Origin of the sequence: Chitinophaga silvisoli (assembly GCF_003412465.1) — a bacterium.
Lineage (GTDB): Bacteria > Bacteroidota > Bacteroidia > Chitinophagales > Chitinophagaceae > Chitinophaga > Chitinophaga silvisoli.
Window position 1 is genome coordinate 744,513 of sequence record NZ_QTJV01000004.1, and the last position, 25,034, is coordinate 769,546.

Consider the following 25,034-nt stretch of genomic DNA (forward strand, 5'->3'; position numbering starts at 1 on the left):
TTCCTTTTTAGCAAATAAGTGTCGCGGACAAGCCAAAAATACAGTGTTGGCGCAGGTTGAACAAAATTATCAGGGGGATTAGGTCATTACTAAAAGTTATGGGATATAACCTAAGGTTATAATTCTGACAGTATTGCCTTTGAGGGGGGTATAGCCTACCTAGTCTAGGAATTATAGGAAATCAGGGGATTGGGTAGGCCAATCCCCCGAATGCCATTTTTATCTAAAAACTTAACTTCGTTAGCGATGCTGAAAATTACTTTTTTAATGCACTATTGCATAGTTTTCCAGATCACATCGTAAATATCTATTGCTTCTACCGGGCTCGTCTCCTCCCCCTTTGCAGTAATCAATACCGGATGATACTGGCTGTCTTCCGAAATACGGCCATGAGAACCCTTAATTAAAGTCGCATCCAGCGGAATCACATTCATCAGATAGCGGAACCCAAGTTTCTTCTTTAACAGCTTAAAACCTGCCTTTAATTTGATCAGGGGATCTGCAGGATTCATAAACATCTCTACCGGGTCATAACCTGGCTTGCGATGAATATCTACCAACCGGGCAAAGTCTGGTGCCTTTGCATCATCCAGCCAGTAATAGTAAGTAAACCAGCTATTACTATCTGCCACCAATACCAGCTCACCACTCCTCGCATGGTGCATATTATGTGCACGTTTGCCCTCACGATCCAATACCAGCTGTATACCAGGTGTATTTTCAGCAATTGCCCTCACCTTCTTGTACACAGAAGGATCATTTACATACACATGCGCAATCTGGTGGTCTGCTACCACAAATGCTTTGGAAGCACCCGCATCCAGCAGTTCCAGGCCCCTCTCCTCCCTCACCGCTATCAAACCTTCCTGACGGAAAATGCGATTCAGGTGAATAGGGTTATTCACATTTGTAATACCATACTCTGAGAGAATGATCACACGGGTATCCTTCTTCTCATAATGCGTGACAAGTTGTTTTACCACCTCATCTATTTCATGCAGTTCCTTACTGATGCGTGATAGATCCTGCCCGAATTTCTGTAAACAATAATCCAGGTGTGGCAGATAAATCAATGTCAAAGTAGGATCATACAGATCATCCGTCATCACAGAAGCATCTGCAATCCACTGCGTGGATTTTATATTTGCACCCGGTCCCCAGAACTGGAACAGGGGAAACGTACCTAACTCTTTTTGCAGATGATCACGCAGTGAAGAAGGATGTGCATAGCAATCCGGTGCCTTACGGCCATCAGATAAATACTGCGGACGAGGTGTCACAGAATAATCTGCACTGGAATACATGTTGTACCACCAAAACATTTTAGAAACGGTGAAGTCAGGATCTATCCGCTTCGCCCTTTCCCAGATCTTAGGTGATTCCACTAACTTATTCGATTGCTTCCAGAATTTCACTTCACAATCCTGACGGTCATACCAGCCATTACCTACAATGCCATGCTCCGCAGGCCATTGTCCGGTGACATAGGTACTCTGTACCGCTGTGGTGACTGCAGGCACCATCGGTTTAATTGTGCGCAACTGGTGCTGCTGTACATACGCCTTCAAAAAGGGTGTATGCTCTCCAATCAGGGAGGAGGAGAGACCTACGACATCAATAACAACTGTCTTTTTCATGATCGTTGAGCCATTCTTAGGATATAATTCGTGCTCAAATCTATACTTCCTTTTTCTGAATTCCAAGCTGCTGCATCACCCAGCCTACCTCGCGCGAAACTGATTGATCCATAGGGAGTTTCAACGCTGCCGGCAGTACACCCCAGGTGTATGTTTCTACCTCCATATGCTGCGTGAATAACTGTTCACGCTGTAATTCCAGTACTTCCCTGATATCAGACTGTGTAGAAAATAAGAGTTCGTAGTGTTCCAAAAACACAGGAACATGAAAATGCGAACGCCATTCCACCACTTCCTTATTATTCACATCTTCCAGTGCCTGTGGCAGATCCGGATAATGCACAAAACCACCTTTTGCCTTCCTGCCTATTACCTGGTGTAAGTAAGTCGGTTCATTGAATGTACTGAATGCATGAGCCACCGACTGCCGCTCAGTAAGATCTTCCGGCATTGCCGCTTTAAGGGCTGCACTGATCTGCAGTTTCCCCACTTTCAATCCATACTCGCTCAACTTGCCTAATACATGCGCCGGTGATTCGTATACTAACGCGAAATGACATACGTCGTAGCACAATTGTATATGCCTTTTTACAGCAGCACCAGCTTCTTTTTCACTCATATCAAACTGGTCCAGCAGGTAGTTGATTCCCAATGGCATCAGGTAGGCAAAATACCAGTCAATATACTCCTGGATATTTTCCATCAATCCATCCGGCTCCGGTTCTATATCCAGGTGCATGACAGGGCCACCTGCACGATGAATGCGTACTAACTGCCCCAATACCTGCAGCATATTCAAAGTCGCATCTTCCATCGCTGCTTCCAAATCATCATGCCACAGTTTGTAAGACAATGGTGCGGTAGAAATCCCTCCCTCCATACCGGCAGGCAGTAAAGCCGCCAGAATGCGAAAGAGGCGGGAAGTGTATTCCACCCGTTCGGCTGTCGTCCAGTCAGGCGTATGCACCTGGTCCTTCACTACCGTATGATGAAAACCGCCGTATGGAAAACCATTCATCGTAAATACATAGCAATCCTGCTCCTTCAACCAATGTTTGAACGCGAGCAGATTCACTTCTTTCGACAGCTCTAAACTGGCTGTATTTGCAAGACGCAAACCAATACCAAAAGCCTGGTCAGGTGAGATAGCTGATTTAATTGCGGGAATATATTGTTGCAATTGCGCGAAATGATCTGGCCAGGTTTCACCCGGGTGGATATTCGTGCAATAGGAAAGATGACCTGTTACTGTTTGCATGAAAATAGGTTTTTTAAGAAAGCGATCGTACTGTTTCCACAGCCTTATCCAGGAGTGTCAGATCCATCACATGAACTTCTGCAGCCACCCCGATTCCTTTTAATAAACAAATGGTAAGTCTGCCGCCAAGGTGCTCCCTGAACTCCTCCAGTCCTTTGATCACCGGCGATGGTACGCCATCTTTATTTTCCATCAACGGATGGTATACCGGCAATTGTAATTGCTGCAATAACTTTACTATCCGCAAAGCAGATGCCTGATCCAGCCAACCCAGCAATGAAGCATATACACTATCTACTGCCATACCGATAGATACAGCTTCGCCATGGCGCAAATCGAAGTTGGATAACTGTTCCAGTTTGTGTGCACTCCAGTGACCAAAATCCAAAGGTCTGGAAGAGCCACTTTCAAACGGATCGCCCGCACCACCAATGTGTGCCATGTGTAATGCTGCACAGCGATACACCAGTTCCTGCATGAGTGGAAGATCACCATGAGCAAGCGCAGTAGCATTTGCCTCCAGCCATTCAAAGAAAGGTGCATCTTTGATCAATGCTACCTTCACGGCTTCTGCAATACCTGCACGCCAATCTTTCGGATCTAAAGTAGTGAGCAGGTGCGCATCATTGAATACAGCCGCCGGTGGTGCAAAACTGCCGAGGAAATTCTTCTTCCCCTTGTAATTGATACCATTCTTAACACCTACACCAGAATCGTTTTGAGACAATACGGTGCTCGGTATACGAATATGACGTACCCCCCTGTGTGATACTGCAGCGGCAAATCCTACCAGGTCCAGCACAGCACCACCACCTATACCAATCACAAAAGAATGACGGTCGATGGAATACTGATCAATAGCATCTACAAGACTGTAAAAAAGCGGCATGTCGTTTTTTACAGCTTCGCCTCCCGGAATAACCAGGATGTCGCCGGCAAGTTCAAAACCACTCACAGATGCGCAATAATGTCTGATTTGTGCAGGAAGGTTCGGATGATGTTTGATCAATCCTTCATCAGCAATGACCAATAATCGCTTGCTGAGATTGTTCGCGGCCTGGGATTCCAGGTAATTTTTAAGCAGTGGGTTCCCTGAGTCGAAGAGATGAGTAGTAAAGAATACTTCGTAAGAGTATGGTACACTGAATGTCTGTTGAATAACGTGCATAGCTATGATTGAATGCTCATCAAATAATTAAAGCCGTTTTAAAAGTACAAAACTGCCGGCAGCAAAAAAAATCGCTTTTACCTGCGGTAAAAGCGATATCAATAAATTATAAATCAAATAAATTCATCAGGTTACAGCAAATGCTTTTGCTATTAACATTGATATTGGCAATAAGATCAAAACCAGCAATGCATGAGGCAGGGAAGAAAATGCCGCCACCCATGCAGCATTCATGGCTATCAGGGCAATAATGCCACCTTTCACCGCCTTGCCGATATTAGGTCCTGTAGGCTCTTTCATCGCAATCCACAGGGGCCTGTTAATCATAATGATGAATAAAATGATGAAAGGAGATGCGATCAGTAAGTGCTCATTGTAGTATGCCAGGGCGAACATAGTGCCATATACCAACGCATAGCAAACGGCTGCAATCCGCATGGTTGCTGAAGTACCGCCATGTACTTCACCACGACTAATGTAAGTCACCGCCGCAATGTAGATCACAGGTATAATACCCATCCACCAGTATGTTTGCAATGCAGGCATCACAATACTGATACCTAACAACAAATTCAAACCTCTGCAAAGACCCATATTCACAGGGCCCCAGAACTGGTGCTTTCCCCATTTATTATACACCAGTGCACTCACAGTAATACCCAGCGCAATAAAGCCGGAGATCCTACCTACTGTAAATGCCGCCAGTATACCCACCAAAAGCAGGTACGAACCCAGCACAATCGCCTGGGTCATAGAAATAATGCCACTTGGTATCGGGCGTTCAGGTCGTTCTACTTTGTCCAGTTTTGCATCTATCACATCGTTGAATACCACTCCTCCTCCATACAGGCCTATAGTGGCCAGACAAAGACAAAGTATTGGCAACAAATGATCCAGGTAATTGACAACTTCAGATCCCAAAAAACCGGATATGGCAATCCCGGCCAGTACATCTGCAACGGCAGTGATGATATTGGCAGGACGCATTAAACGTAAATATCCTAGTAATTTGCTAATAATATAATTCACCGGGTACACGGGTTTTCTCAATGACGAATGACGAAATACCAATTGCAATTGATCCATATTCACATACATGGTTTAATTGTCAGCACGACGAACAAATCCCTGCCGGGTTAAAACACCTGGCTATGGCTTACGACCTGCCTGGCTTTAGTCAGGACATTCGTCACATTCTTAATACTGCTGTTTAACTAATAATAGTAGACTGAGCGTTACGGAAAGGTTGTTGACCACCGCGTAAAACAGTACTTCCGTTGAACTTAAGGCTCTGGTCTATCTGCTTTACCATCTCAAAATCCGCTTCATTAATTTGCCCACTTTGGGCAAAGGCTGTTATAGCGTTGCGGAAAGTTACCAAATGAATGTCATTCGAGTCAATACCACTTTCGTGCATGAGGGCCGCTGTTTTTGGTACAGCCAATGGATCACTGATCCCCCAGTCTGCAGCAGAATTGATCATAATCCGCTCACTGCCATACTGTTTTACAACTTCCACCATGCGCTCATTCCCCATTTTGGTAAATGGATAAATAGTAAACGCAGCCCAGAAACCCCTGTCCAGTACTTCTTTTACGGTTTCTTCATTGTTATGGTCTACAATTACCATTTTAGGATCTATCCCATGCTCAATGGCGATGTCCATACTACGTGTGGTGCCTTTCTTTTTATCCCTGTGTGGCGTATGGATCTGCACTGGCAAACCCGCTTCCTTAGCGAGTTCCAACTGTGCACGATAATATTTCTCTTCAGCCGGGGTCTGGTCGTCAAAACCAATTTCACCCACACCTACGACCCCTTCCTTGTAAATGAAAAGCGGCAATATTTCCATCACAGCCTCCGCCAGTTTTTCATTGTTGGCTTCCTTGCTGTTCAATCCAATCGTGCAATAATGCTTGATCCCAAATTGTGAAGAGCGGAAGCGCTCCCAGCCGATCAGGCTGTTGAAATAATCCTTGAAAGTATCCACTCCGGTACGGGGCTGCCCCAACCAGAAAGCCGGCTCTATCACTGCAGTAATACCAGCCGCTGCCATTGCCTGATAATCATCAGTGGTGCGGCTTGTCATATGGATATGCGGATCAAAGAATTGCATGCCTTTTATATGCTCCATAAACGCGGGAACCATCGTTAATGGTTGGGCTGTTTCTTTCAGTTCGTGACTACAACACATGTCAAAATATTTTCTTGAGACCTGAGAATAAGTTTAAATCAATGTTAACTATGCAAGTTTACAGGATCTACATTTTACGTGTGATACACGTTTATGCTATTCGGTATTAATTCCGGTTTTTCGCAGGTTGATATAATGAAAACCGGTTATACCTTTGCCCGTTTAACTGCAGATTGTTCGTGGATTATTTTAATTCCTTGCTTTCACCTGCTACAATACGCTTGCTTTTTCAGCAACCGTCACCCATGTCAACGATTGATCGGCAATAGCACCCGCCAGTTCCGGCGATTGTTGCAACAACGCTTTTGCAGGTGCAAATCCCGTATGAGCACAGGCCAGTGCAGCAGCTTCCTTATCTACAATTTGGTCCGATGCCCAGATCCGGTTGATATCAGGCATCATCTCATTGTCAATAAAAGGAGCAATCAAACGCCATAACATCGGGTTAATCTTCCTGCCTGCTGCCCAGCGTTCATGCGCATAATCACGCAGGATCTGCGCCAGTTGCAGATTAGCACGTTCATCAAGACCCGTGATCAGGTGTACCGGCTTATCAGTAAAGATCGCCTTCATCACCAGCTGATTCCAGGCCGGTTCATCCAGGTACTTTGCCGGATATGGATTGTGTACCATGATCGCTTCCAGCACCCCGCCTATGTTTGAGCGGACACCTTCAGCCGTACGCAGTTTCCACTCCCCGGGGTATGCCAGCAATGGCAATGCACCATACAGTGTGATCTGCTCATTCATATCTGCTGCCGAAAAAAGATCTTCAATAGCAGCGATATAACGTGACCGGTCCTCCGAAGGCAACTGGAGCAACCACCAGATACGTGCAAGACGATCTAACGTATACCCATAAATGAAAAAGTTATTCGCTTCGGGAATATGTGTATCCGGTATAGGTGTTTTGCCCGTGAAACGAGGCATTGCCGTGAAAGTAATATTGAAGCGCTGAGTAGTCTTCGCTTCCTGCAGTAACGCTAACTGTTGTTGCAACCAGTTAAGCGCCTGTGGCGTGGCGTGCGCTGCGATGATGGCGTGTATTCGGTTACTTACCAGCGCACTGTCATAATAGTATGGTTCCATCTTGAGACCCTGATTGTCTGACTTTAAAGTTAGCAGAATATGATGTAAAATAATAAAAGAGTTACGAAAGGTAGCGTGGCAATTTAAATGGCTGTATCATAGGTTATTTAAATCAGTTATAAATAAAAGAGAGGCACACTGTGCCTCTCCTTCCGCCATTCTAAAACCTGATCAGTTCAATCAGGAGTATCTTTATAGTTTAAACAATACAAGCGTATTGTTCAAGGTTGCTATCAATATGTGTCCAGGAAAATATAATCAATACATGGGCCTAATCTCTTAGTCAGCGAGCCACGATTTAGATTTCTTACCTGTTGTTGTGTATGCAATATAAGGATTTATTTGTTACAACTGTGATCTATCATGTAAAAAAAATGTCAACTTAAGTTACTATTTAATTGATGAGTAAGGCCGGGCCTGCTCATTTTTTCTTATTTTCCAGCAGGACCAATGGCGTATGTATATTCCAGGCCGGTTCATAGCCATCCTGGATGATAAATCCCCTCGAATAGCTGCCTAATGCCAGGTCAAGATCCCCATCCTTATCATAATCTCCTGCCGCCATGCAAAGCCATCTACCCTGGGAGGCAAGTCCCGCAACTGCATGAGGCTCAAATGATAAGGCCTTCTTCTGCTCAAAATAGATAAACTTCTCCGCCGGGTTGTTTTTCAAGTCCGCAAAGAAAGCAATCGTTGCAAGGTCCAGGTCGCCATCCTGGTCAAAATCAGCCGCAATCACCCTGGTACAACCATTCACCGGGTAGAAGAAATCAGGTTTATCCACATCAAATTTGAAATTTCCCTTGTTCAGGAAGATATATACCCCATGGTAAGGCTTGAGAATCATCGAGTAATCCCCATTGTCACCAGCCGTATAGATGATATCCAGCTTGCCGTCCTTGTTCAGGTCGGCCAATTGAAAACTGGTCGAACCATACACCGGGGGAAAACGTAGCAGGGGCTCACCCGTAAACCCACCCTTTTTGTCATTCAGGAACAACCAGATTCCCTCATCATCATATGCAAACAAGGCCATGACATCGGGATAACCATCCTTGTTGAAATCACCGACCTCCGCATGAATAGCACCTGGCACATCACGGATCGTTTTCCGGGTTTCCTCATTTAAAAGATACAGCCCCCCACTCTTATGCCCAAACCCCAGGCTGATATACTCCTTCCCAAACGGGATAGTCTGCACCGGCCTCGGCAAGCCCATCGCTATAGTATGCACCTTCTCCTCCTCCGGGGAAAGCGGGCTCACCCTCCAGATGACACCTGAGAGCTGATCTACCGCCCTCAGATTACCAATACAGGTGAGAATACCCGTATCAGGAGCAATCCAGTTCAGATCCACCCCGGTCGATTGCAGATCCAGCACCTTTTGGTACTGAACACCTTCCCATTTATACAATGCGGCTATATGACCATTCTCAGCACTGGAATACACCCTCCCCGTAAACGGATCAATGGACACCATGGTAGTAGTGGCTCTGTAAATCGTGTCTTCCACAACAGGTGCATGCACCACAAAATGATCTGTATCTGCTTTCAATGCAGGTGTCGTAGCTTTCAGGGAATCAGGTGCCAACTCCTTATAGTAATTCACAATCTCATTCCATTCAGCAATAGAGATCCCTCCTTTTCCGGGATAATACTTATTATCATCCCACACACCAATGCCTAATTTAGGTGCCATCGCCGGCAATACATGTTTTAACCAGGTAGCTTTATCCAACAAAGCCGGAGACACCTTCATGTGACAGCTACTACAATACTTAGCAGCCAGCACCTCGCCTTTGGGCCTGCTTTTACAAGAGATGAAAATAACGAGGAATAAAAAGGGAATATATCTAAGCATACATTACAAGTTAAATAAAATTACGAATGGCAGCACATGGCCGCCATTCGTAATTCAACTGCCCCGGATTAAGAGGCTCCCGTATTGACGGGCTCATTCATCACTCAATGAGAACTTTTAGTTTTTTTTATTAATAACCTTGATTTTGTTCCAATGTTTTTGAACTACCACTCACACTCAGGTCAATCTGACGTTGAGGAACCGGGTAGTGCTCATTTCTGCCTGACACAAACTTACCACCTGTAATGTCGGTCGTAATCTTGGACTCATACGCAAAGAACTTGGTCAGCTCAGTAGCTGCAATACCCCAGCGTACTAAGTCAAAGTAACGCTGCCCTTCCATTGCCAGCTCCAGCTTACGCTCAAAGTAAATGGCCTTCAGGGCGTAATCTTTACCACCAGTAGCAAAGGTACCGGCAGGATAAGGTGCTACTACATAATTAGCAGCCGGCGTAGTCGAGAAACCACCCATCGGTGTTGCATCATTGGTGTATTTGTACACAGCAGTAGCCGGTTTACCAGCCCTGGTACGTACCTGGTTTACATAAGTCTCAGCTGTACCAAAGTTACCGAGGTTAGCCTCTGTCTCTGCTGCCTGCAGCAATACATCTGAATAACGAATCAACACAATGTTCAGTGCAGATCCCGGTGCCCATGAATTCGGATCCTTGTACTTATCCTGGTTATACTGCCAGTATACATTCTTCTTAGGAGCATACGGACCCGCATAATCCTGGTCACGTACCCATGAACGACCAGGGTGATTACCCCAGTCCAGGTAAGGAATACCCCTACGACCTACCGTCCAGTCTAATCTTGGATCCAGGTTACCTGCATCTGGTGTGAATGGCTCTGTAGATAAGATCTTCATATCATTCTTCACAGCATGATCATTATAATCATCGAGGTAAGGCAAACCAGTAGCATCTGTACGATAAGAGTTCACCAGGTCCTGTGTAGGCTGATAGAATCCACAGCAACCAAATGGACTGTTGTATGGGAAATTCAGCATCTCACCCTGATTGGCATTGGCGATAGAGCCGGTACCATCATTGGCAGTCATCTGGATGGCAAATACGGATTCCTTATTATTCTTCGCAGCAGGATCGAAGTTATCCTCAAAACGATCTGTCAGGCCATAAGGCAATCCATTGGATGTCTGCCCCTTGGTAGTAATGAGATCAAAGAGAGGTTTTGCAGCTGTCCATTTTGCTTCGAATACATAAGTCTTAGCAAGATAACAGGCAGCCGCCCACTTGTTAGCACGACCTACACTGCTCTGTGTTTCCGGCAGGTTATCGTAAGCAAACTGGAAATCAGCTTCAATCTTAGGCCAGATATCCACATTATTAGGTTGCTTATAATCTTCCATGTTCGTCTCATCTATCCATGGAACTTTGTCATACATCTTCTTCAGTTCAAAGTAGTAATGACCACGCAGGAACAATGCCTGTGCTTTCACACCGGTTTTCTCCGCATCCGTCATACCCGTAGCATCAGGCAGTAAAGACAACAATGTATTTACCCTGGATACACCTTCGAATAAAACCTGCCATTTAGTATTGAAGAAACCATTGCTTGGATCAAAGTTACCCACAGCAATCTGGCTCACCGGCGGCTGGTCAGTCGCATCACTACCTTTATGCGCATCTCCGGCAGCTACACTACCATAAATCCAGTTACTCGGTGCAGCCTCCCAGGGGTTACCACCATTCAGCGCGGTAGTACCACTGCTCTGCCCATCCAGTGCAGCATAAGAACCTACAAGCAATGCTTCAATACCGTCTTTGTTCTGCAGATCAGAACCCTGCAATGCTCCCTGGGGACTACGCTCCAGGAAACTCTTGCTGCACGCATCTACCAGTATGGCAGTTGACATCACTGCCGCTATGACTATATATTTTGATTTTATCATTGTTAGCGATTTTTAACAGTTTCAGAATCCAACATTTACACCCACCAGGTACTGACGCTGATTAGGATAAGCACCTTCATCCAGACCGAAGTTGGTAGTACCACCAGAGATCTCAGGATCTATACCTTTATACTTCGTAATGGTGAACAGGTTCGCTGCCTGTACATAGATGCGGAAGCGATCAATACCTATTCTCTTTAATGCCGAAGTAGGCAATGTATAACCCAGACCAATGTTCTTCGCTCTGAGGTAAGAACCATTTTCTACGAGGTAAGAGTTAGGAACGTTGTTCGTACTGAAAGAGTTGCCATTTTCCTGGATAGGCGCTGTAGCATTGTGGTGATCAGGTCTCCATGAATCGTAGAGGGCTGTCTTACTCTTTGCACCTGCAAAGTTTGCATAGAAGTCAGTCCACCAGCGAACCTGGTTCCAGATCTCATTGCCCTGTACACCATACATGAAAATGGTAAAATCAAAGTTTTTATAATCGAGTTCCAGGTTCAGACCATAGCTGAAATCCGGGTTTGGATTACCCAGGAAAGTTCTGTCAGCTTCAGTAATATGACCATCACCGTTGCTATCCGCATAACGGAAACGACCCAGCGCTGCCTGTGACTGGTATTCTGCACCTGTCACACCTGTGGCTTTCTCTGCCTCATCATTGGCAGCATTGATCTCGTCAGTTGAATTCCAGAAACCAATCACCTTATAACCATAGAAGCTGGATACAGGTTGACCTACTGCATTACGGATGATAAAGCTACCATTGAAACGGCGTGACTCCTGGTCAAAGTAAGGCGCGTCATAAGAAATAGCTACGATCTTGTTTTTGAAAGTAGTCAGCGTTGCATTGGCTTTCATTGTCAGGTCCTTGGTCAGGTGTAAACCTGTAGCTGTTAAGGAGAGGTCGATACCATGGTTCTCCATCTGTGCAATGTTCACAGTAGGAGGATCTGTACGACCCGCAGTAGCAGAGATCTCAGGTTTGTACAGCAGGTCTTTTACTTTCTTGCTGTAGTAGTCAACACTCATTTCAAGTTTACCTTTCAGGAAACTCGCATCGATACCGATATTGGAGTTAACATTGCTTTCCCATTTCGCATTCGGGTTACCAATATGCGTTTTGGTGAAACCAGATACAAGTGTGTTAGATGTACCATTCAGGTCATAGAAGGAAGAACCTTTGTTCAGACCATATTGTGTAAATGCATTTGCACTTTCCACGTTCAACTGGTTACCCATGATACCATAACCACCACGGATTTTTAAATCAGACAGCCAGGAAACATCTTTCAGGAAATTCTCCTGAGAAATACGCCAACCTGCGCTCACAGCCGGGAACCAGCCATAGCGGAAGTTGTCACCAAACTTACTGGAACCATCACGACGAATCACAGCACCCAGCAGGTAACGATCGTGGTAGCTATAATCCACACGACCAAACAGGGAGAATAATCCATCTGAATAAGTACCACTGCCATTGGTCACAGTACCTGTACCAGTGGATAGATTGGTAAAGTTAGGATCGAAAATGAAGTAACTCTGCGTAGTACCGGTGAGTGAACGGCCATGGTTATCATAAGCCTCAGAACCGATCAGCGCAGTAACATTGTGTCTGCCAAATTTCTGATGATAAGTCAGGGTATTGGTCCATGTATAGTTGTAACCACTGCTGGCACCTTCAGTGAATGAATTCACCTTATTGTTTTCCGCATTTTCATATTCCGGGAAGGTGAATGTATGTGTACTTGCGGAGAAGACTTCACCTCCGAATGAGGTACGGAGTGTGAATACTTTCAGTACATCAGCTTCCACGTACACATTACCCAGGAGGCGATTACCTATACCTTTATTATTGCGGATACGATCCTGGATAGCAACCGGGTTACGCGCGTTACCCAGCTGCGCACTGTTTGTACTGAAGGAACCACCATAGTTGCCTTTGATGTCATATACAGGAATGATAGGCTGTTCGCGGAATGCCATACCAATACCACTACCTTCAGTCAGCGCATCGATCTGTGGGTTGTCGATCACAGAATACTCGAGGTTCTCCCCAATTCTCACATGCTCTGCGATATTGAAGCTGCTGTTAGAACGGATGGAGTAACGCTTCAGGTAAGTATTTTTTAAAGTACCCTGCTGATTAGCATAATAGAAAGAGAGGAAGTAACTACCCTGGTCACTTGCTCCACTTACAGAAATATTATGACTGGTAGTTGGCGCAGGTTTGAAGATTTCATGGAACCAGTCAGTACCTTGCTTATTCGCCCTGGTAATACGGTAAAAACCATCCAGGTCTGAAGGGTTTTTATAGTATGGATCTACCTTGTAAAGAGAAGGATCCGTACCAGGGTCACCTTCTTTCAGACCACCGGGAGCAATGTAATCAGGTAATACAGGAGTAGCACCGGAGCCATACAATCCATCGTTGTATACAACATTCGGATCTGTATTTTTCAGCGCCATCCATTTCAGGTTAGCCTGTTCCTGTGAGTTGAGCAGGTGCCATACATTGCCACCTTTAGGAACCTGGCGACCATAGTAAGCATCGTATGTCACTCTTACTTTGCCGGCCTTTCCTTTTTTAGTAGTAATGATGATTACACCGTTTGCCGCCCTGGCACCATAGATGGAGGCAGAACCTGCATCTTTCAGTACCTGCATGGACTCCACATCATTCGGGTTGATGTCCACAATGTTTTGAGTAGGTACTCCATCAATTACATAGAGCGGGGTGTTATTACCAAAAGTATTCACACCACGGATACGTACCTGTGGCTCTTCTCCGGGCTGACCGGAACCGAGCACCATGATACCGGATACCTGGCCCTGCAATTGGTTGCTCACCTGTGCAGTGGGTTGACGTGTGATCTGTTCTACGTTTACAACAGATACAGCACCTGTCAGGTCTTTTTTACGTTGCACAGCATAACCTGTCACAACTACTTCATCAAGAGAACCGATTTTTTCTGCCAGCACAGCGTCGACTGTAGGTCCATCACCTACGGGAACTTCCTGGGAATTATAGCCGACGAAAGAGAAGACGAGGACATCGCCTTTTTTAGCCTGTAAAGCGTAATGGCCATTGGGATCGGTGGCACCACCTCTGTTAGAACCTTTTACTGCAACAGTTACACCGGGCAAGGGATTACCGGTGGCTTTGTCAGTAACTTTACCAGTTATACGGGTTTGGGCGAGGACGTTACCGGCAAGCAGCAACAAGGCCCAGCACCATATAATGGTGCGGCATACATGTTTCTTCATAACGTGAAACGTTGTTTTTTTTAGGTGAATGAATGGCCTGATCGGGGTCCTTTTGTTGAGAAAAAGACACAGCGATAAGAGCCGGTTACAGCATAATCCGGGTAATTAAAAGGGTTTGCAATAATGCCAATCTTTGAGATACTAATGCTCATCGCACTGCCCGCGAACGCAGTGAAAAATGTGTTACAATTCCGGTCAAGGTTTATATTAAAGGGTATTTACTACAGCACTAATTCGGGTGGGCACAAAGCACAGGCTTTCAAACTACATACTACAGCTTGTTGTCATGTCATAACGTTTATAAAAATTGTGGATTAGACTTTGGTTACATTTACCAAATTAACACATTCATTTGTTTTATGCAAAGAATTTTTTTTAATAAACAAAATGCCCACTTTTACCATACGGTGAAAGCGGGCAATTATTAAATGTATTTTGTACAGTTATCAATTAACTAAGTAATCCTTACAACAATTTTTCAATAGTATTCTTTGTACAATTACTAAAGGCAGTAAGCAATCCTTACAACGATTTTGCAATCATCTCCTTTGTACAATTACTCAATTTACTAAGTATTCCTTACAGCGCTTCTTCAATCGTCTTCACAGCACGCCCACGCTCCAGTTCATTGTGCTCCTGCCACTGTTCCTGCTGCTGTTGAACGAGTTTCTCGCCCTGCCAGGCTCGTACTTTTGCTTCCAGTCTTTTCAGACAAAGTTGCTTGTTCTCCCATTGAGAACGGCTATCCATAGCCAGCACCTGTATGCCGGAAGGAAGATACGTACCGCGAACCGCTGTTTCCACCTTATTCACGTTCTGCCCACCCGGACCCGATGCCCTGCATGTTTCCATTCTCACATCAGCCATATTGAACTGCATTTGCTTTGCGATGTCAAAAAAAGCAACCCCCACAAACCAGTTCTTTCGCTTGTGAAACTTTCTATACGGACTACGGGCAATCCATTGAACAGTACCCGCCCACTCCTTATATAAGTTATCGATATCACCGCTCACGGACAACAATGTGGATAAGAAAGTGCCTTTCAGGTCACCCGGTGTACTATCCAGTAATTCAATTTCAATTCCGGCTTTACGGCATTGTGCAAATAACTTTTCAGTTACCCTGGCTACCACCCTGCTACATTCCGCAGGCCCCCTGCCGGAGGTAATTTGTATGATGGCTTTGTCCATTACTTATTCTTTATACATTCTTACAATACGGGGAATGAATCTTCCCTCAATGTTTACCAGCTCCTGCTGTGCATCTATCACACGCTCAATATCTTTGTATGCCAGCGGATTTTCTTCCACGCTACCACCAATAAGCGTGACGTTGGCATCAGCCAGCATCTTCTTCAGGGCAGACATGGTGACGTTCTCTTTTGCACGCTTCCGGCTCATCGCCCTGCCTGCACCATGTGAAGCAGAATATAAGGAAGCGGGTACGCCTTTCCCTGATACCAGGTAAGCAGGAGTCGTCATACTGCCAGGTATGATCCCCAATTCACCAGCATGTGCGGGAGTAGCTCCCTTACGATGAATGATCACTTTACGACCATCGGCCAAAGTATCTTCCCAGGCAAAATTGTGATGGTTTTCGATAGTGGCCAGCGCCTGCAAACCCGTTGCCTTCAGCAGATTTGCATGAATCCTGTCATGACATGCTTTAGCATAATCTCCTGCCAGCTGCATACTCATCCAATACTCCTGCCCTGCTTCCGTGTCCATATCTAACCACGCCAGTTGCTGCGCTTCCCTGGGTAACTTACAGGTGTCCATCGCAATCTTTGTATAATGCTGCGCAACGCTGGCTCCTAATCCCCTGCTACCTGAGTGGGATAACAGCGCGAGGTATTCACCGGCAGCAATCCCCAGCGCATTGCCCTCATGCAAAGAAATAAGGCCAAATTCCACAAAGTGATTGCCGGTACCTGAAGTACCTAACTGCCTGGCAGCCTTGCCCTGCAGTTTTCTCAGCAATGCTGTTGCCTGGAATGTAGGATGATCCAATACCGCATGTTCCTGCTCAATATCCAATCCACCCTCCAGTCCGAAGTGAGTGAATTCTTTCAATGCAGTTTTCAGCTGGAAAGCATATCGCTTCATAAAACTTTCACCGGTATCTAAAATAGAGAGTGCCATTCTGCACCCGATATCAATACCTACTGCATATGGAATCACCGCATTGTGTGTAGCAAGTACACCACCAATAGGCAATCCATACCCGGTATGCGCATCAGGCATCAAAGCTCCCTGCACCGCTACCGGCAGCGTCATCGCTGTTTCCATTTGTCTTCTGGCACCTGCTTCTATCTCTTTGGCACCATATACTTTCACATCACCTGCATCTTCCAGCAATGTGTGCGCACGGAATGTTTTTACAGGTACTTCATCCAGGAAAGTAGCTGCTATTTTCCCCAGTACCTCATCGTCACGATATGTAGCGGGGCGCTCTTTAATATCATTCAAAAGCGCAATAGCCGCTTCCTTTGAATGATGTTTAAAATGTTTGGAAAATATATTAATAACAAGGCTCCGGGCACGATCGTCTGTATAGCCGATCCTGCTGAGCTCTTTAGCTTTTAAACTGCTCATAAGAATGCTTCGTGCGGGCATAGCAATGCCGCAACTAAATTTTATTCAGGAAAAATTAATTGGGAAACGGGGTGTCCTGCCGGACTAAGCGGCAAGATCGATGGGTGATATGTGGGTACAGTTCAGCATGATTCCTTGTGTTTTAAAAAGTGATGAAATAAGGAATTCGGCGCAAAGGTATATTTTTTTTATATATTGGTGAAATGAAATTATTCAATATCATCTGGTGCATCCTTTTCATCATCTTCGCAGGATTGCAATACAACGACCCGGATCCATATGTCTGGATGCCGATCTATCTATATGGTGCTACATGTTGCGCACTGGCAGCCAGGGGAAAATTCTACAGGAAGGCTTACATCGCAGGTATCATTGTATACATCTGCTACGCAGTGTATAAGTTCTTTGACCAGAATGGCGTATTGGACTGGGCCACCAAACATCATGGAGAAAACATTGCAGAAACAATGAAAGCTTCGCAGCCATGGATTGAAGAAACCAGGGAGTTCTTTGGACTCTTCATCCTGATCGCTGTACTGGCCATTAATTACATCTATGCCGGGCGTAAAAAAGCAGGGAGATAAGGTAAGAGTGTATGCCCGAATTTTTCATTGTGCCCGGACCTGAGCAACGAAACTGTTAATATAGATTCTTGAAAGGTAAGTAATTACCTTTCAAGATTGAATAAGCGAATGCCATTTAAAATATAATCATCCTGGTGCTGCAATGGTGTATTAATAAACCCACTGAAATTACCCCCTCCATCAAATTCCGCAAAACTATATACATCATCAAAGTCAAATTTCACATTGGTATCCACACACCTGATCAGCTGCTCCTCACACCCCTCGTATACCGGTTCTATTACAAAAGCAATATTTTGCTCCTCCAGCATTTGCCGTACCTGCCTGAAAGTAATATTCTCATTCTCTTTCAGAAAACCCACATCCATGATCCAGGTATCATTCGAAAAGAAAATCATGTCCCCATGATTTGCACAATCAGCCTGTAAATGATCATTCTGAATACCGAATATGATCCCGGTATCCGTCCAGTAAAAAAACTCATACCAGCCATACTTGATTATCTGAGTTTCACCAAAATCGCCGAAATCCTCATCGCCACCCAACAATTCCTTCACTTCATCCACATGGGATCCTAAGGTAATTGAACCAAAACAACCAGTTCTTATAAAATCTAACAGTGAGATAGTTAACATATTTCAAAAATAAAAAAGCTTTTGCCATTACTGACAAAAGCTTTTTAGATGAAATTGAAGTGTAAAGAAACTATTTTGATAACAACTCAAATCTGCTGATACCGAACGATGTTTTTTCCGCCGGATCTGCCGCAGTAATCTTAATATACAGATTATGCAGCTTGCCATCAGCTACCGGCGCAAAATTGATCGTAGCTGCATTCGGCGCTTTCACCTTCGCTCCCGGTCCTATCAACACTTCTCCCAGCTTAGTACCGCCATCCTTATCCAGGAACACCTGCACAGTATACCCATATTGCAAAGCCTCCTGTGTATAGTAAGCAATACCAACCCCCGTCACACCAGTGAGATCCAGGTTATTATATGACACCCAGCTATTCGCAGTCGGAATCAGGAACTTGATAGCATCTGCCTCAAAAGTCGTCACACCAAAAGACTGATCATAATTTGCTGCCACCAGCTTAGGACTTCTCAAAGTAGCAGTAGCCGTACCCGTTAGCGGACGAATATTAGGTCCTCCCTGGTCTGTATAACTAGCTATCAGGTACAGGATGCCATTGTCTTTCTCCGGCTTGCCGGCAGTAGGTGAAACTGTTCCTTTCTGTGGCAGGGATGCCGCCACCTTGTTAGCTGCCCCCTGAGACATCACATACTCCGCCAGCTCATGCGCTTCACTTTGTGTAAGAGTAGGATGCGCTGACATAGCTGTCTCACCCCATACACCACCACCACCTTTGATGATCTTATTGGCCAGGTAATCCTTCGCATTCGGATCATCTTTATATTTCTCAGCTACCTGTTTGAAAGCTGGTCCGATCGATTTTTCATCCAGTTTATGACAGGTTTTACAATCACCTGATTCAAACAGGTTCTTGCCCGCTATTACACCTGTGATAATCTGGTGCCCTTGCTGGGGAATGCCTGCCTGGTCATTCCCTTCCAGGTATTCTGCACGGATGTACATATTCTCTGGTTTGATATTCGCCGCATCTTCCTTATCTGCCACCTGCACATCGTACGCTACCTGTTTGCCGGGGAAGTAGAATGTCTTGTTGCCAGTCAGGTTGATCTTCACCTCAGGTGTTTCATTACCCGCATACAGGGCAATGCCTTCACTCTTTGTGCTGGTCCCCTTATCATCCACCACTTCTACAGATACCGCGTATTCACCGGCTACCGTATAAGTCACTTCTGTTTCTGGTTCTTTGGTCTCTTTCTTATTTCCATTCCCCAGGTACCAGATGTAAGTAAGCGGATCGTGGTCAGGATCAGAAGATCCCTTTGCACTCAGTTTCACTTTGAATGGTAAACCACCTGATAGTTTGCTGGCCTGGATCTTCGCTACAGGTGCACGATTGCCGCCATTGTAGTCGATTCTTGACAACCCTGCATCTTTGTTCTTGCTAAACCAGCCATTACCATATTCCAATACATAAATCCTGCCATCAGGTCCCATTTCCATATCAATGATCGCATTGAATTTGGTATGTGGCATGAAAGGCTCCGTCTTGGAGAGATTACCGTCTTTGTCAAACGTCACCGCTTTAATCCAGCCCCTTACCCAATCGTAAATGAAGAACTTACCATTGTAATAATCAGGGAACCGGGTTTCCTGTGGATAAAACTCATTGTAATACACAGGCCCCGCCATCGCATTACGTCCACCACTACCCATTGATGGGAAGTCAGGCGACTTATCATACGGATACCAGATCATAGGCGGTGTAGCCGGTGGTAAATCCCTGATACCGGTATTATTACGTGAATCATTCACAGGTTTTGCAGCATCAAAAGGAGCACCTGCTTTACCTGTTTCATAATCATAACGATGATAAGGATAGTTATTACCTACAAACATAGGATAACCAAAATTACCCGGCTTCTTCGCCTGGTTGATCTCGTCATAGCCTCTCGGACCACGTTCAGGATCATCATTGTTTGCATCAGGTCCTACTTCACCCCAATACACATAGCCCGTCTTACGATCGACAGAAATACGGTAGGGATTACGGGTACCCATTGCATAAATTTCAGGACGGGTCCTATCAGTACCCTTCTTAAAGAGGTTGCCATCAGGAATGGTATAGGTACCATCCGGATTAATCTTAATACGCAGGATCTTTCCTCTCAGGTCATTGGTATTCGCAGAGGTGCGACGGCCGTCATAATTCAGGTGCCCCGGGCGGTCATCCAGCGGACCATAGCCTTTGGATACATATTGCTGGCCAGGTTCATCGAATGGCGTAGAGTTATCACCAGTAGAAAGGTAGAGCAGGTGGTCTGCACCAAAAGCAATAGACCCTCCTGTATGGCAACAAATATTACGCTGAGAATACAGCTGCAGTACAACCTTCTCAGAAGCACTGTCAATCTTACCATTTTCAAAAGTAAAACGACTCAGCCTGTTCACAGATGTATCTACCGGTGAATAATAAATATACACGAAATGATTCGTCGCAAAGTCAGGATCAGCACTGATACCCAGTACCCCTTCTTCCGCGTTTACATTAGGAACTTCTGTTTTATAATATACCCTTAAAAAGCCCGCCTGCGTCAGCTTATGCGCCTGCTGATCAAAGTACATGATCTCACCCCTGCGCTGTGCGATAAGAATATTGAGATCAGGCAGAATAGTCATTTCCGTAGGCTCAAAGAATTCACCTGAGGTAAGAGTATTTTTTGTGAAACGGTCTTCATCAGGCACTCTCAGCGTAGTAGCCACGTTGTAATCAAGTACCTGGTTTTTGCCAATGGCGTATTTAATACCGCTCAGGAGCAGTTTCAGGAAATTCTCTTCTTTATAAGTAGCATCCGTATGCCCAAGTTCTGTGTAGAACGCACGGCCACCATCATATTCATGGTACCAGCTGATAGGATGATTATCACCATTCTTTCCACCTTCATAAGTCTTCTCATCCACAGTCATAATAACTTTGATATTGGGACTAATCTTTTTGAAATTATACCACTCATCTTCGTGTTCCCATTTATCGGGCAACTGACCAAATGATTTATCTTTTACAGTCAGGGTTGCCTTGTGTGTACCGGCAGGATGGTTATCAAAGTAAGCACCTGCCAGGCCGCCATACCATCCCCATTCATACTCAGTATCAGTTGCAGCATGTACACCTACATAACCGCCGCCGGACTGTATATATCTTTCAAAATCCGCTTCCTGGTAATTGTTCAATACATCACCGGTGGTGTTAAGGAAGATGACAGCAGCATATTTCTGCAGGGTATCTTCTACAAACATATCGGCATTCGTAGTCGTGTCTACATCGAATCCGTTTTCCTTACCCAGTTTTTCAATAGCCGCAATACCGGCAGGAATAGAGGCGTGGTGGAATCCGGCAGTTTTCGAGAATACCAGCACCCTGGGATTACCGGGTCTGGTCTTTGACTGGCAACCGGAAAGGATGATTCCGCATAGCGCAGCCAGGTAAATAGCATACCTCAATTGCATGATAGTTGTTTTCGTTAAAAGAGGTTATATCAAAAGTATATTTACCCGGTTGGGCCCGGGTAAGTGATGGAGCGTATTTTCTTTTAACAAATACTCAGCACCATCAAATTACTTTTGATACAACCTCCTCCTTATGATTAGTAATAGGTCCCTGATTTTCCGGCATCAGCATCAGCAGCTTTCAAGCCCATCACATATCTGAGTCCACCCAGCACATGCCGCATGTACGTCTTATCGCTATACGATTCTTTGGTATGCCCCAGTTCCGTATAAAAAGCTCTGCCACCTTCAAAATCATGATACCATGCCATCGGGTGGTTATCGCCGTTCTTTCCACCTTCGTAGCTGTGCTCATCTATTTTTATGAGCACATGTACATCCGGGTTCAGATCTTTGAAATTGTACCACTCATCCCATCTGGACCATGTATCGCCCAGGTGACGGGTGGCATCATTGTTTTTATCCACCACATTGAGGGTAGCTGTTTGTTGTTTTGGATGACTGGTGAACCATGCACCCACCAGCTTGTTGTACCATGGCCAGTCATACTCTGTATCAGTAGCAGCATGAATACCCATGAACCCACCGCCTTTGTGAATATACTTCTCCATAGCGGCCTGTTGCTTATCGTCTAATACGTTGCCTGTAGTGTTTAAAAATAACACAGCCGCATACTTTTTTAGATTTTTGTATTCAAAGGCAGCGGCATCTTCAGTAGTATCCACATCAAAGCCATTTTCCTGTCCCAGTTGTATCATGGCCACTTTGGCCACCGGAATACAATCATGCCGAAAGCCCATTGTTTTGGAAAACACCAGCAAACGTGGGCGTGCCGCGGCCATGAGCCGGGTCATAGGATACAGCATCAACAATGCCGTGGTACATATCATACCAACAAACAGTTTTTTCATATTAATTACAGTGTTTTGATCTTGATACTGCGATAGCTCACTACGTTGCCATGGTCCTGCAGCGCGATGTGTCCTTTGGAGAACTTCATAAACCCTTCCCAGGTTTTAAATTTACTATTGGCTAACAGCTCTTTCCATTCATCGCTGCCAACAGTGGTTTCAATGGTTTTGGTGCCATTGAGCCAGAAAGTGAGGTGACCGTCTTTCTTCAGGATGCGCGCTTTGTTCCACTCTCCTACTGGTTTTGCAGCGTTTTTGGTAGCCTTTTTCAGGTCATACAAATCGCCGGAATTATGTTTAGGATACTTACCATCAGGATGACGGGCATCGTCCAGCACCTGCATTTCAGCACCTGTCAGGTAAGTAGCACCATATTTTGGATCTTCGTGTACACTGAAGATCAGGCCACTATTGCCACCTTCGGAGATTTTCCATTCGTAGGTAAAGTCGTAATTTTCAAATTCATCGTTGGTCACGAGGTCGCCACCACCTTTCTTCACAGCGGTATCCAGTACAAAAGCACCGTCCTGTACTTTCCACCTGTCAGTAGCCGATTCTTTCAGGTAAGAATGCCAGCCATTGGTTGTCTTGCCGTCAAATAATAATTTCCAGCCGTCCTTTTGTTCCTTTGCAGTTAAAGTGTTGGGTTGTTGCGCGAAAACAGCGGCCGACGAAAGACTGAGCACCAAAACGGGAATGAGCAATTTCATATGATTAATGGATTTGTTTGGGTTTGGAATTTTAGCAAAAGCGGATTACGAAAGAATCAATATACGTGGCATACAATGGTTCCGCAGATCACCCACAGAATGACATAGTTGAGACCCGTAAATTTATTCTATCCGTAATCCGCTACGGATAATTATTTAAACTACTTTAAAGACAGAATGTATTTCACCATTTCGGTGGCATCTTCCTTCGTTACATTAGGGTGTGCCTGCATGGGAACTTCGCCCCAATGGCCACTACCGCCAGAGATGATCTTGTCTGCCAGCATAGCAATGTTTGCATCAGTGGGTTCATACTTGGCTGCTACCTCTTTGTAAGCCGGGCCTACCACTTTCATGTCTACTTTGTGACAGGTCAGGCAGTCCGACTGTGCAATCAGGCCTGCACCTTTCGAAGCTGCTGCTTCTGCCGCTCCTTGTTTCACCATTGAATTATCAACAGGCGCTTCATTGCTGCTGCTTGCTGATGTGTCTTTTTTCTCGCTGCTGTTATCGCTGCCACCACATGAGGCTAAGAAAAATGCACTTAATACAAATGGTGCCAGATAACGCATTCTCATTTTAGATTCCATTTTATAAGTCCTGTTTCAGATTATGACAAAATACAGATTGTGTAATATAAGCAACCTTCTACTTTAAATACTATAATTATGATGAAATGCCCCTTATTCCAGGCCGAGCACTTTCCTGTTCAGGCTTTCGTCCGCACCAGCACTGGCAAAATCATCGAACGCCTTTTCTGTGACACGAATGATGTGATCTTTGATGAACGGTGCCCCTTCTCTCGCACCATCTTCCGGATGCTTCAGACAGCACTCCCACTCCATCACTGCCCAGCCTGAGAAATCATATTGTGTCAGTTTGCTGAACACCGCCTTGAAATCTACCTGGCCATCTCCCAGGGAACGGAATCTGCCCGGCCGGTCTACCCAACCCTGGTAACCGCCATATACACCGGAACGGCCTGTAGGATTGAATTCAGCGTCCTTTACATGGAACATTTTTATTCGCTCATGATAGATATCGATGTACTCCAGGTAATCCAGGCATTGTAATACAAAATGGCTTGGATCGTAGAGCAGACAAGCACGTTTATGATTGCCCGTAGCCTCCAGGAAACGCTCGTAAGTAGCACCATCATGCAGGTCTTCACCAGGATGAATTTCATAACAGAGGTCTACACCATTTTCTTCAAATTCATTGAGGATAGGCAGCCAGCGGTTTGCCAGTTCTTTAAAACCGGTCTCCACCAGGCCCGCAGGGCGCTGTGGCCATGGATATACCGTATGCCAGAGCAATGCGCCACTGAAAGTAGCATGTGCATTCAGGCCCAGGTTACGGCTTGCCTGCGCAGCATACTTCAATTGCTGGATCGCCCATTCCGTACGTGCAGCAGGTTTACCTCTTTTATCGGCAGGCGCAAAAGCATCGAACAGGTCACTGAATGCAGGGTGCACAGCTACCAGCTGCCCCTGTAAATGCGTTGAGAGTTCAGTGATTTCCAGGCCGGCAGATTGCACCAGGCCTTTTATTTCATCAGCATAAGTTTTGCTTTCAGCAGCTTTTTGCAGATCGAATATTTTGGGATCCGAAGTAGGAATCTGTACGCCTTTAAAGCCAAGGCCTGCAGCCCACTTACAGATGTTCTCCAGTGTATTGAATGGGGCAGTATCACCGAGGAACTGCGCCAGGAATATTCCAGGTCCTTTGATAGTTTTCATAATAG

The 25,034-nt window shown here is 45.3% G+C and carries 19 protein-coding genes; 2 read left to right on the top strand and 17 right to left on the bottom strand.

Annotated elements, in window-relative coordinates:
* Window positions 1–272 precede the first annotated feature (272 nt).
* The 4 genes from DXN04_RS15065 to eboC all read right to left on the bottom strand — a co-directional run bounded on the left by DXN04_RS15065 (window position 273) and on the right by eboC (window position 5,050).
* Entirely contained in the window at window positions 273–1,637 is a 1,365-nt protein-coding gene (locus tag DXN04_RS15065) for an alkaline phosphatase family protein (protein ID WP_116854169.1), read from the bottom strand.
* 40 nt (window positions 1,638–1,677) lie between these two features.
* Window positions 1,678–2,895 (bottom strand): metabolite traffic protein EboE, encoded by a 1,218-nt coding sequence (eboE, locus tag DXN04_RS15070; RefSeq protein WP_116854170.1) that lies wholly within the window; start codon window positions 2,893–2,895, stop codon window positions 1,678–1,680.
* 13 nt (window positions 2,896–2,908) lie between these two features.
* On the bottom strand, window positions 2,909–4,063 hold the full coding sequence (locus DXN04_RS15075) for a 3-dehydroquinate synthase (protein ID WP_116854171.1): 1,155 nt from the start codon (window positions 4,061–4,063) through the stop codon (window positions 2,909–2,911).
* Window positions 4,064–4,189: 126 nt separating this feature from the next.
* A complete protein-coding gene (eboC, locus tag DXN04_RS15080) occupies window positions 4,190–5,050 on the bottom strand; it encodes a UbiA-like protein EboC (protein WP_116854172.1) in 861 nt (286 codons plus the stop codon).
* A 62-nt stretch (window positions 5,051–5,112) separates the two neighbouring features.
* Here eboC and DXN04_RS34790 point away from each other — a divergent pair, with 62 nt between their 5' ends.
* The gene (locus DXN04_RS34790) at window positions 5,113–5,277 is read left to right on the top strand and encodes a hypothetical protein (RefSeq protein ID WP_158569031.1); all 165 of its coding nucleotides are present in this window, start codon (window positions 5,113–5,115) and stop codon (window positions 5,275–5,277) included.
* On the opposite strand, the gene DXN04_RS15085 is transcribed toward DXN04_RS34790, so the two are convergent.
* The 7 genes from DXN04_RS15085 to DXN04_RS15120 form a co-directional block, all read right to left on the bottom strand.
* Window positions 5,274–6,257, bottom strand: coding sequence for a TatD family hydrolase (locus DXN04_RS15085; RefSeq protein ID WP_116854173.1), 984 nt, complete (start codon window positions 6,255–6,257; stop codon window positions 5,274–5,276). The genes DXN04_RS34790 and DXN04_RS15085 overlap by 4 nt on opposite strands.
* A 210-nt stretch (window positions 6,258–6,467) precedes the next feature.
* The gene (locus DXN04_RS15090) at window positions 6,468–7,346 is read right to left on the bottom strand and encodes an EboA domain-containing protein (protein WP_116854174.1); all 879 of its coding nucleotides are present in this window, start codon (window positions 7,344–7,346) and stop codon (window positions 6,468–6,470) included.
* 421 nt (window positions 7,347–7,767) lie between these two features.
* Entirely contained in the window at window positions 7,768–9,207 is a 1,440-nt protein-coding gene (locus DXN04_RS15095) for an FG-GAP repeat domain-containing protein (RefSeq protein ID WP_116854175.1), read from the bottom strand.
* A 130-nt stretch (window positions 9,208–9,337) separates the two neighbouring features.
* Window positions 9,338–11,122 carry a RagB/SusD family nutrient uptake outer membrane protein gene (locus tag DXN04_RS15100; protein WP_116854176.1) on the bottom strand — a complete coding sequence of 595 codons (1,785 nt, stop codon included), beginning with the start codon at window positions 11,120–11,122 and terminating at the stop codon, window positions 9,338–9,340.
* Between the two features lie 21 nt (window positions 11,123–11,143).
* Window positions 11,144–14,389 carry a SusC/RagA family TonB-linked outer membrane protein gene (locus tag DXN04_RS15105; protein ID WP_116854177.1) on the bottom strand — a complete coding sequence of 1,082 codons (3,246 nt, stop codon included), beginning with the start codon at window positions 14,387–14,389 and terminating at the stop codon, window positions 11,144–11,146.
* Between the two features lie 579 nt (window positions 14,390–14,968).
* The gene (prfH, locus tag DXN04_RS15115) at window positions 14,969–15,580 is read right to left on the bottom strand and encodes a peptide chain release factor H (RefSeq protein WP_116854179.1); all 612 of its coding nucleotides are present in this window, start codon (window positions 15,578–15,580) and stop codon (window positions 14,969–14,971) included.
* Between the two features lie 3 nt (window positions 15,581–15,583).
* Window positions 15,584–16,984: an RtcB family protein gene (locus DXN04_RS15120; protein ID WP_116854180.1), complete on the bottom strand. Its 1,401-nt coding sequence runs from the start codon at window positions 16,982–16,984 to the stop codon at window positions 15,584–15,586.
* A gap of 203 nt (window positions 16,985–17,187) precedes the next feature.
* Between DXN04_RS15120 and DXN04_RS15125 the strand changes: the two genes are divergently transcribed.
* Window positions 17,188–17,568 carry a transmembrane 220 family protein gene (locus DXN04_RS15125; RefSeq protein ID WP_116854181.1) on the top strand — a complete coding sequence of 127 codons (381 nt, stop codon included), beginning with the start codon at window positions 17,188–17,190 and terminating at the stop codon, window positions 17,566–17,568.
* A gap of 83 nt (window positions 17,569–17,651) precedes the next feature.
* On the opposite strand, the gene DXN04_RS15130 is transcribed toward DXN04_RS15125, so the two are convergent.
* The 6 genes from DXN04_RS15130 to DXN04_RS15155 form a co-directional block, all read right to left on the bottom strand.
* The gene (locus DXN04_RS15130; protein ID WP_116854182.1) at window positions 17,652–18,203 is read right to left on the bottom strand and encodes a hypothetical protein; all 552 of its coding nucleotides are present in this window, start codon (window positions 18,201–18,203) and stop codon (window positions 17,652–17,654) included.
* 70 nt (window positions 18,204–18,273) lie between these two features.
* Window positions 18,274–21,669: a ThuA domain-containing protein gene (locus DXN04_RS15135; RefSeq protein ID WP_116854183.1), complete on the bottom strand. Its 3,396-nt coding sequence runs from the start codon at window positions 21,667–21,669 to the stop codon at window positions 18,274–18,276.
* A gap of 137 nt (window positions 21,670–21,806) precedes the next feature.
* Window positions 21,807–22,580 carry a ThuA domain-containing protein gene (locus DXN04_RS15140; RefSeq protein ID WP_116854184.1) on the bottom strand — a complete coding sequence of 258 codons (774 nt, stop codon included), beginning with the start codon at window positions 22,578–22,580 and terminating at the stop codon, window positions 21,807–21,809.
* Between the two features lie 5 nt (window positions 22,581–22,585).
* Window positions 22,586–23,290, bottom strand: a complete 705-nt coding sequence (locus DXN04_RS15145) for a 3-keto-disaccharide hydrolase (RefSeq protein WP_116854185.1) — start codon at window positions 23,288–23,290, stop codon at window positions 22,586–22,588.
* A gap of 161 nt (window positions 23,291–23,451) precedes the next feature.
* Window positions 23,452–23,868 (bottom strand): c-type cytochrome, encoded by a 417-nt coding sequence (locus DXN04_RS15150; protein ID WP_116854337.1) that lies wholly within the window; start codon window positions 23,866–23,868, stop codon window positions 23,452–23,454.
* Between the two features lie 105 nt (window positions 23,869–23,973).
* The gene (locus tag DXN04_RS15155; RefSeq protein WP_116854186.1) at window positions 23,974–25,029 is read right to left on the bottom strand and encodes a sugar phosphate isomerase/epimerase family protein; all 1,056 of its coding nucleotides are present in this window, start codon (window positions 25,027–25,029) and stop codon (window positions 23,974–23,976) included.
* Window positions 25,030–25,034 lie beyond the last annotated feature (5 nt).

Excerpts from the sequence above, each read along its gene's own strand:
- eboC (WP_116854172.1), bottom strand. The coding sequence starts at position 5,050 with ATGCGTCCTGCCAATATCATCACTGCCGTTGCAGATGTACTGGCCGGG.
- DXN04_RS34790 (WP_158569031.1), top strand. The coding sequence starts at position 5,113 with ATGACGAATGACGAAATACCAATTGCAATTGATCCATATTCACATACA.
- DXN04_RS15090 (WP_116854174.1), bottom strand. The coding sequence starts at position 7,346 with ATGGAACCATACTATTATGACAGTGCGCTGGTAAGTAACCGAATACAC.
- DXN04_RS15145 (WP_116854185.1), bottom strand. The coding sequence starts at position 23,290 with ATGAAATTGCTCATTCCCGTTTTGGTGCTCAGTCTTTCGTCGGCCGCT.
- DXN04_RS15120 (WP_116854180.1), bottom strand. The coding sequence starts at position 16,984 with ATGAGCAGTTTAAAAGCTAAAGAGCTCAGCAGGATCGGCTATACAGAC.
- DXN04_RS15135 (WP_116854183.1), bottom strand. The coding sequence starts at position 21,669 with ATGCAATTGAGGTATGCTATTTACCTGGCTGCGCTATGCGGAATCATC.
- DXN04_RS15095 (WP_116854175.1), bottom strand. The coding sequence starts at position 9,207 with ATGCTTAGATATATTCCCTTTTTATTCCTCGTTATTTTCATCTCTTGT.
- prfH (WP_116854179.1), bottom strand. The coding sequence starts at position 15,580 with ATGGACAAAGCCATCATACAAATTACCTCCGGCAGGGGGCCTGCGGAA.
- DXN04_RS15085 (WP_116854173.1), bottom strand. The coding sequence starts at position 6,257 with ATGTGTTGTAGTCACGAACTGAAAGAAACAGCCCAACCATTAACGATG.
- DXN04_RS15105 (WP_116854177.1), bottom strand. The coding sequence starts at position 14,389 with ATGAAGAAACATGTATGCCGCACCATTATATGGTGCTGGGCCTTGTTG.
- DXN04_RS15125 (WP_116854181.1), top strand. The coding sequence starts at position 17,188 with ATGAAATTATTCAATATCATCTGGTGCATCCTTTTCATCATCTTCGCA.
- DXN04_RS15150 (WP_116854337.1), bottom strand. The coding sequence starts at position 23,868 with ATGAGAATGCGTTATCTGGCACCATTTGTATTAAGTGCATTTTTCTTA.
- DXN04_RS15130 (WP_116854182.1), bottom strand. The coding sequence starts at position 18,203 with ATGTTAACTATCTCACTGTTAGATTTTATAAGAACTGGTTGTTTTGGT.
- DXN04_RS15075 (WP_116854171.1), bottom strand. The coding sequence starts at position 4,063 with ATGCACGTTATTCAACAGACATTCAGTGTACCATACTCTTACGAAGTA.
- DXN04_RS15140 (WP_116854184.1), bottom strand. The coding sequence starts at position 22,580 with ATGAAAAAACTGTTTGTTGGTATGATATGTACCACGGCATTGTTGATG.
- eboE (WP_116854170.1), bottom strand. The coding sequence starts at position 2,895 with ATGCAAACAGTAACAGGTCATCTTTCCTATTGCACGAATATCCACCCG.
- DXN04_RS15100 (WP_116854176.1), bottom strand. The coding sequence starts at position 11,122 with ATGATAAAATCAAAATATATAGTCATAGCGGCAGTGATGTCAACTGCC.
- DXN04_RS15065 (WP_116854169.1), bottom strand. The coding sequence starts at position 1,637 with ATGAAAAAGACAGTTGTTATTGATGTCGTAGGTCTCTCCTCCTCCCTG.
- DXN04_RS15155 (WP_116854186.1), bottom strand. The coding sequence starts at position 25,029 with ATGAAAACTATCAAAGGACCTGGAATATTCCTGGCGCAGTTCCTCGGT.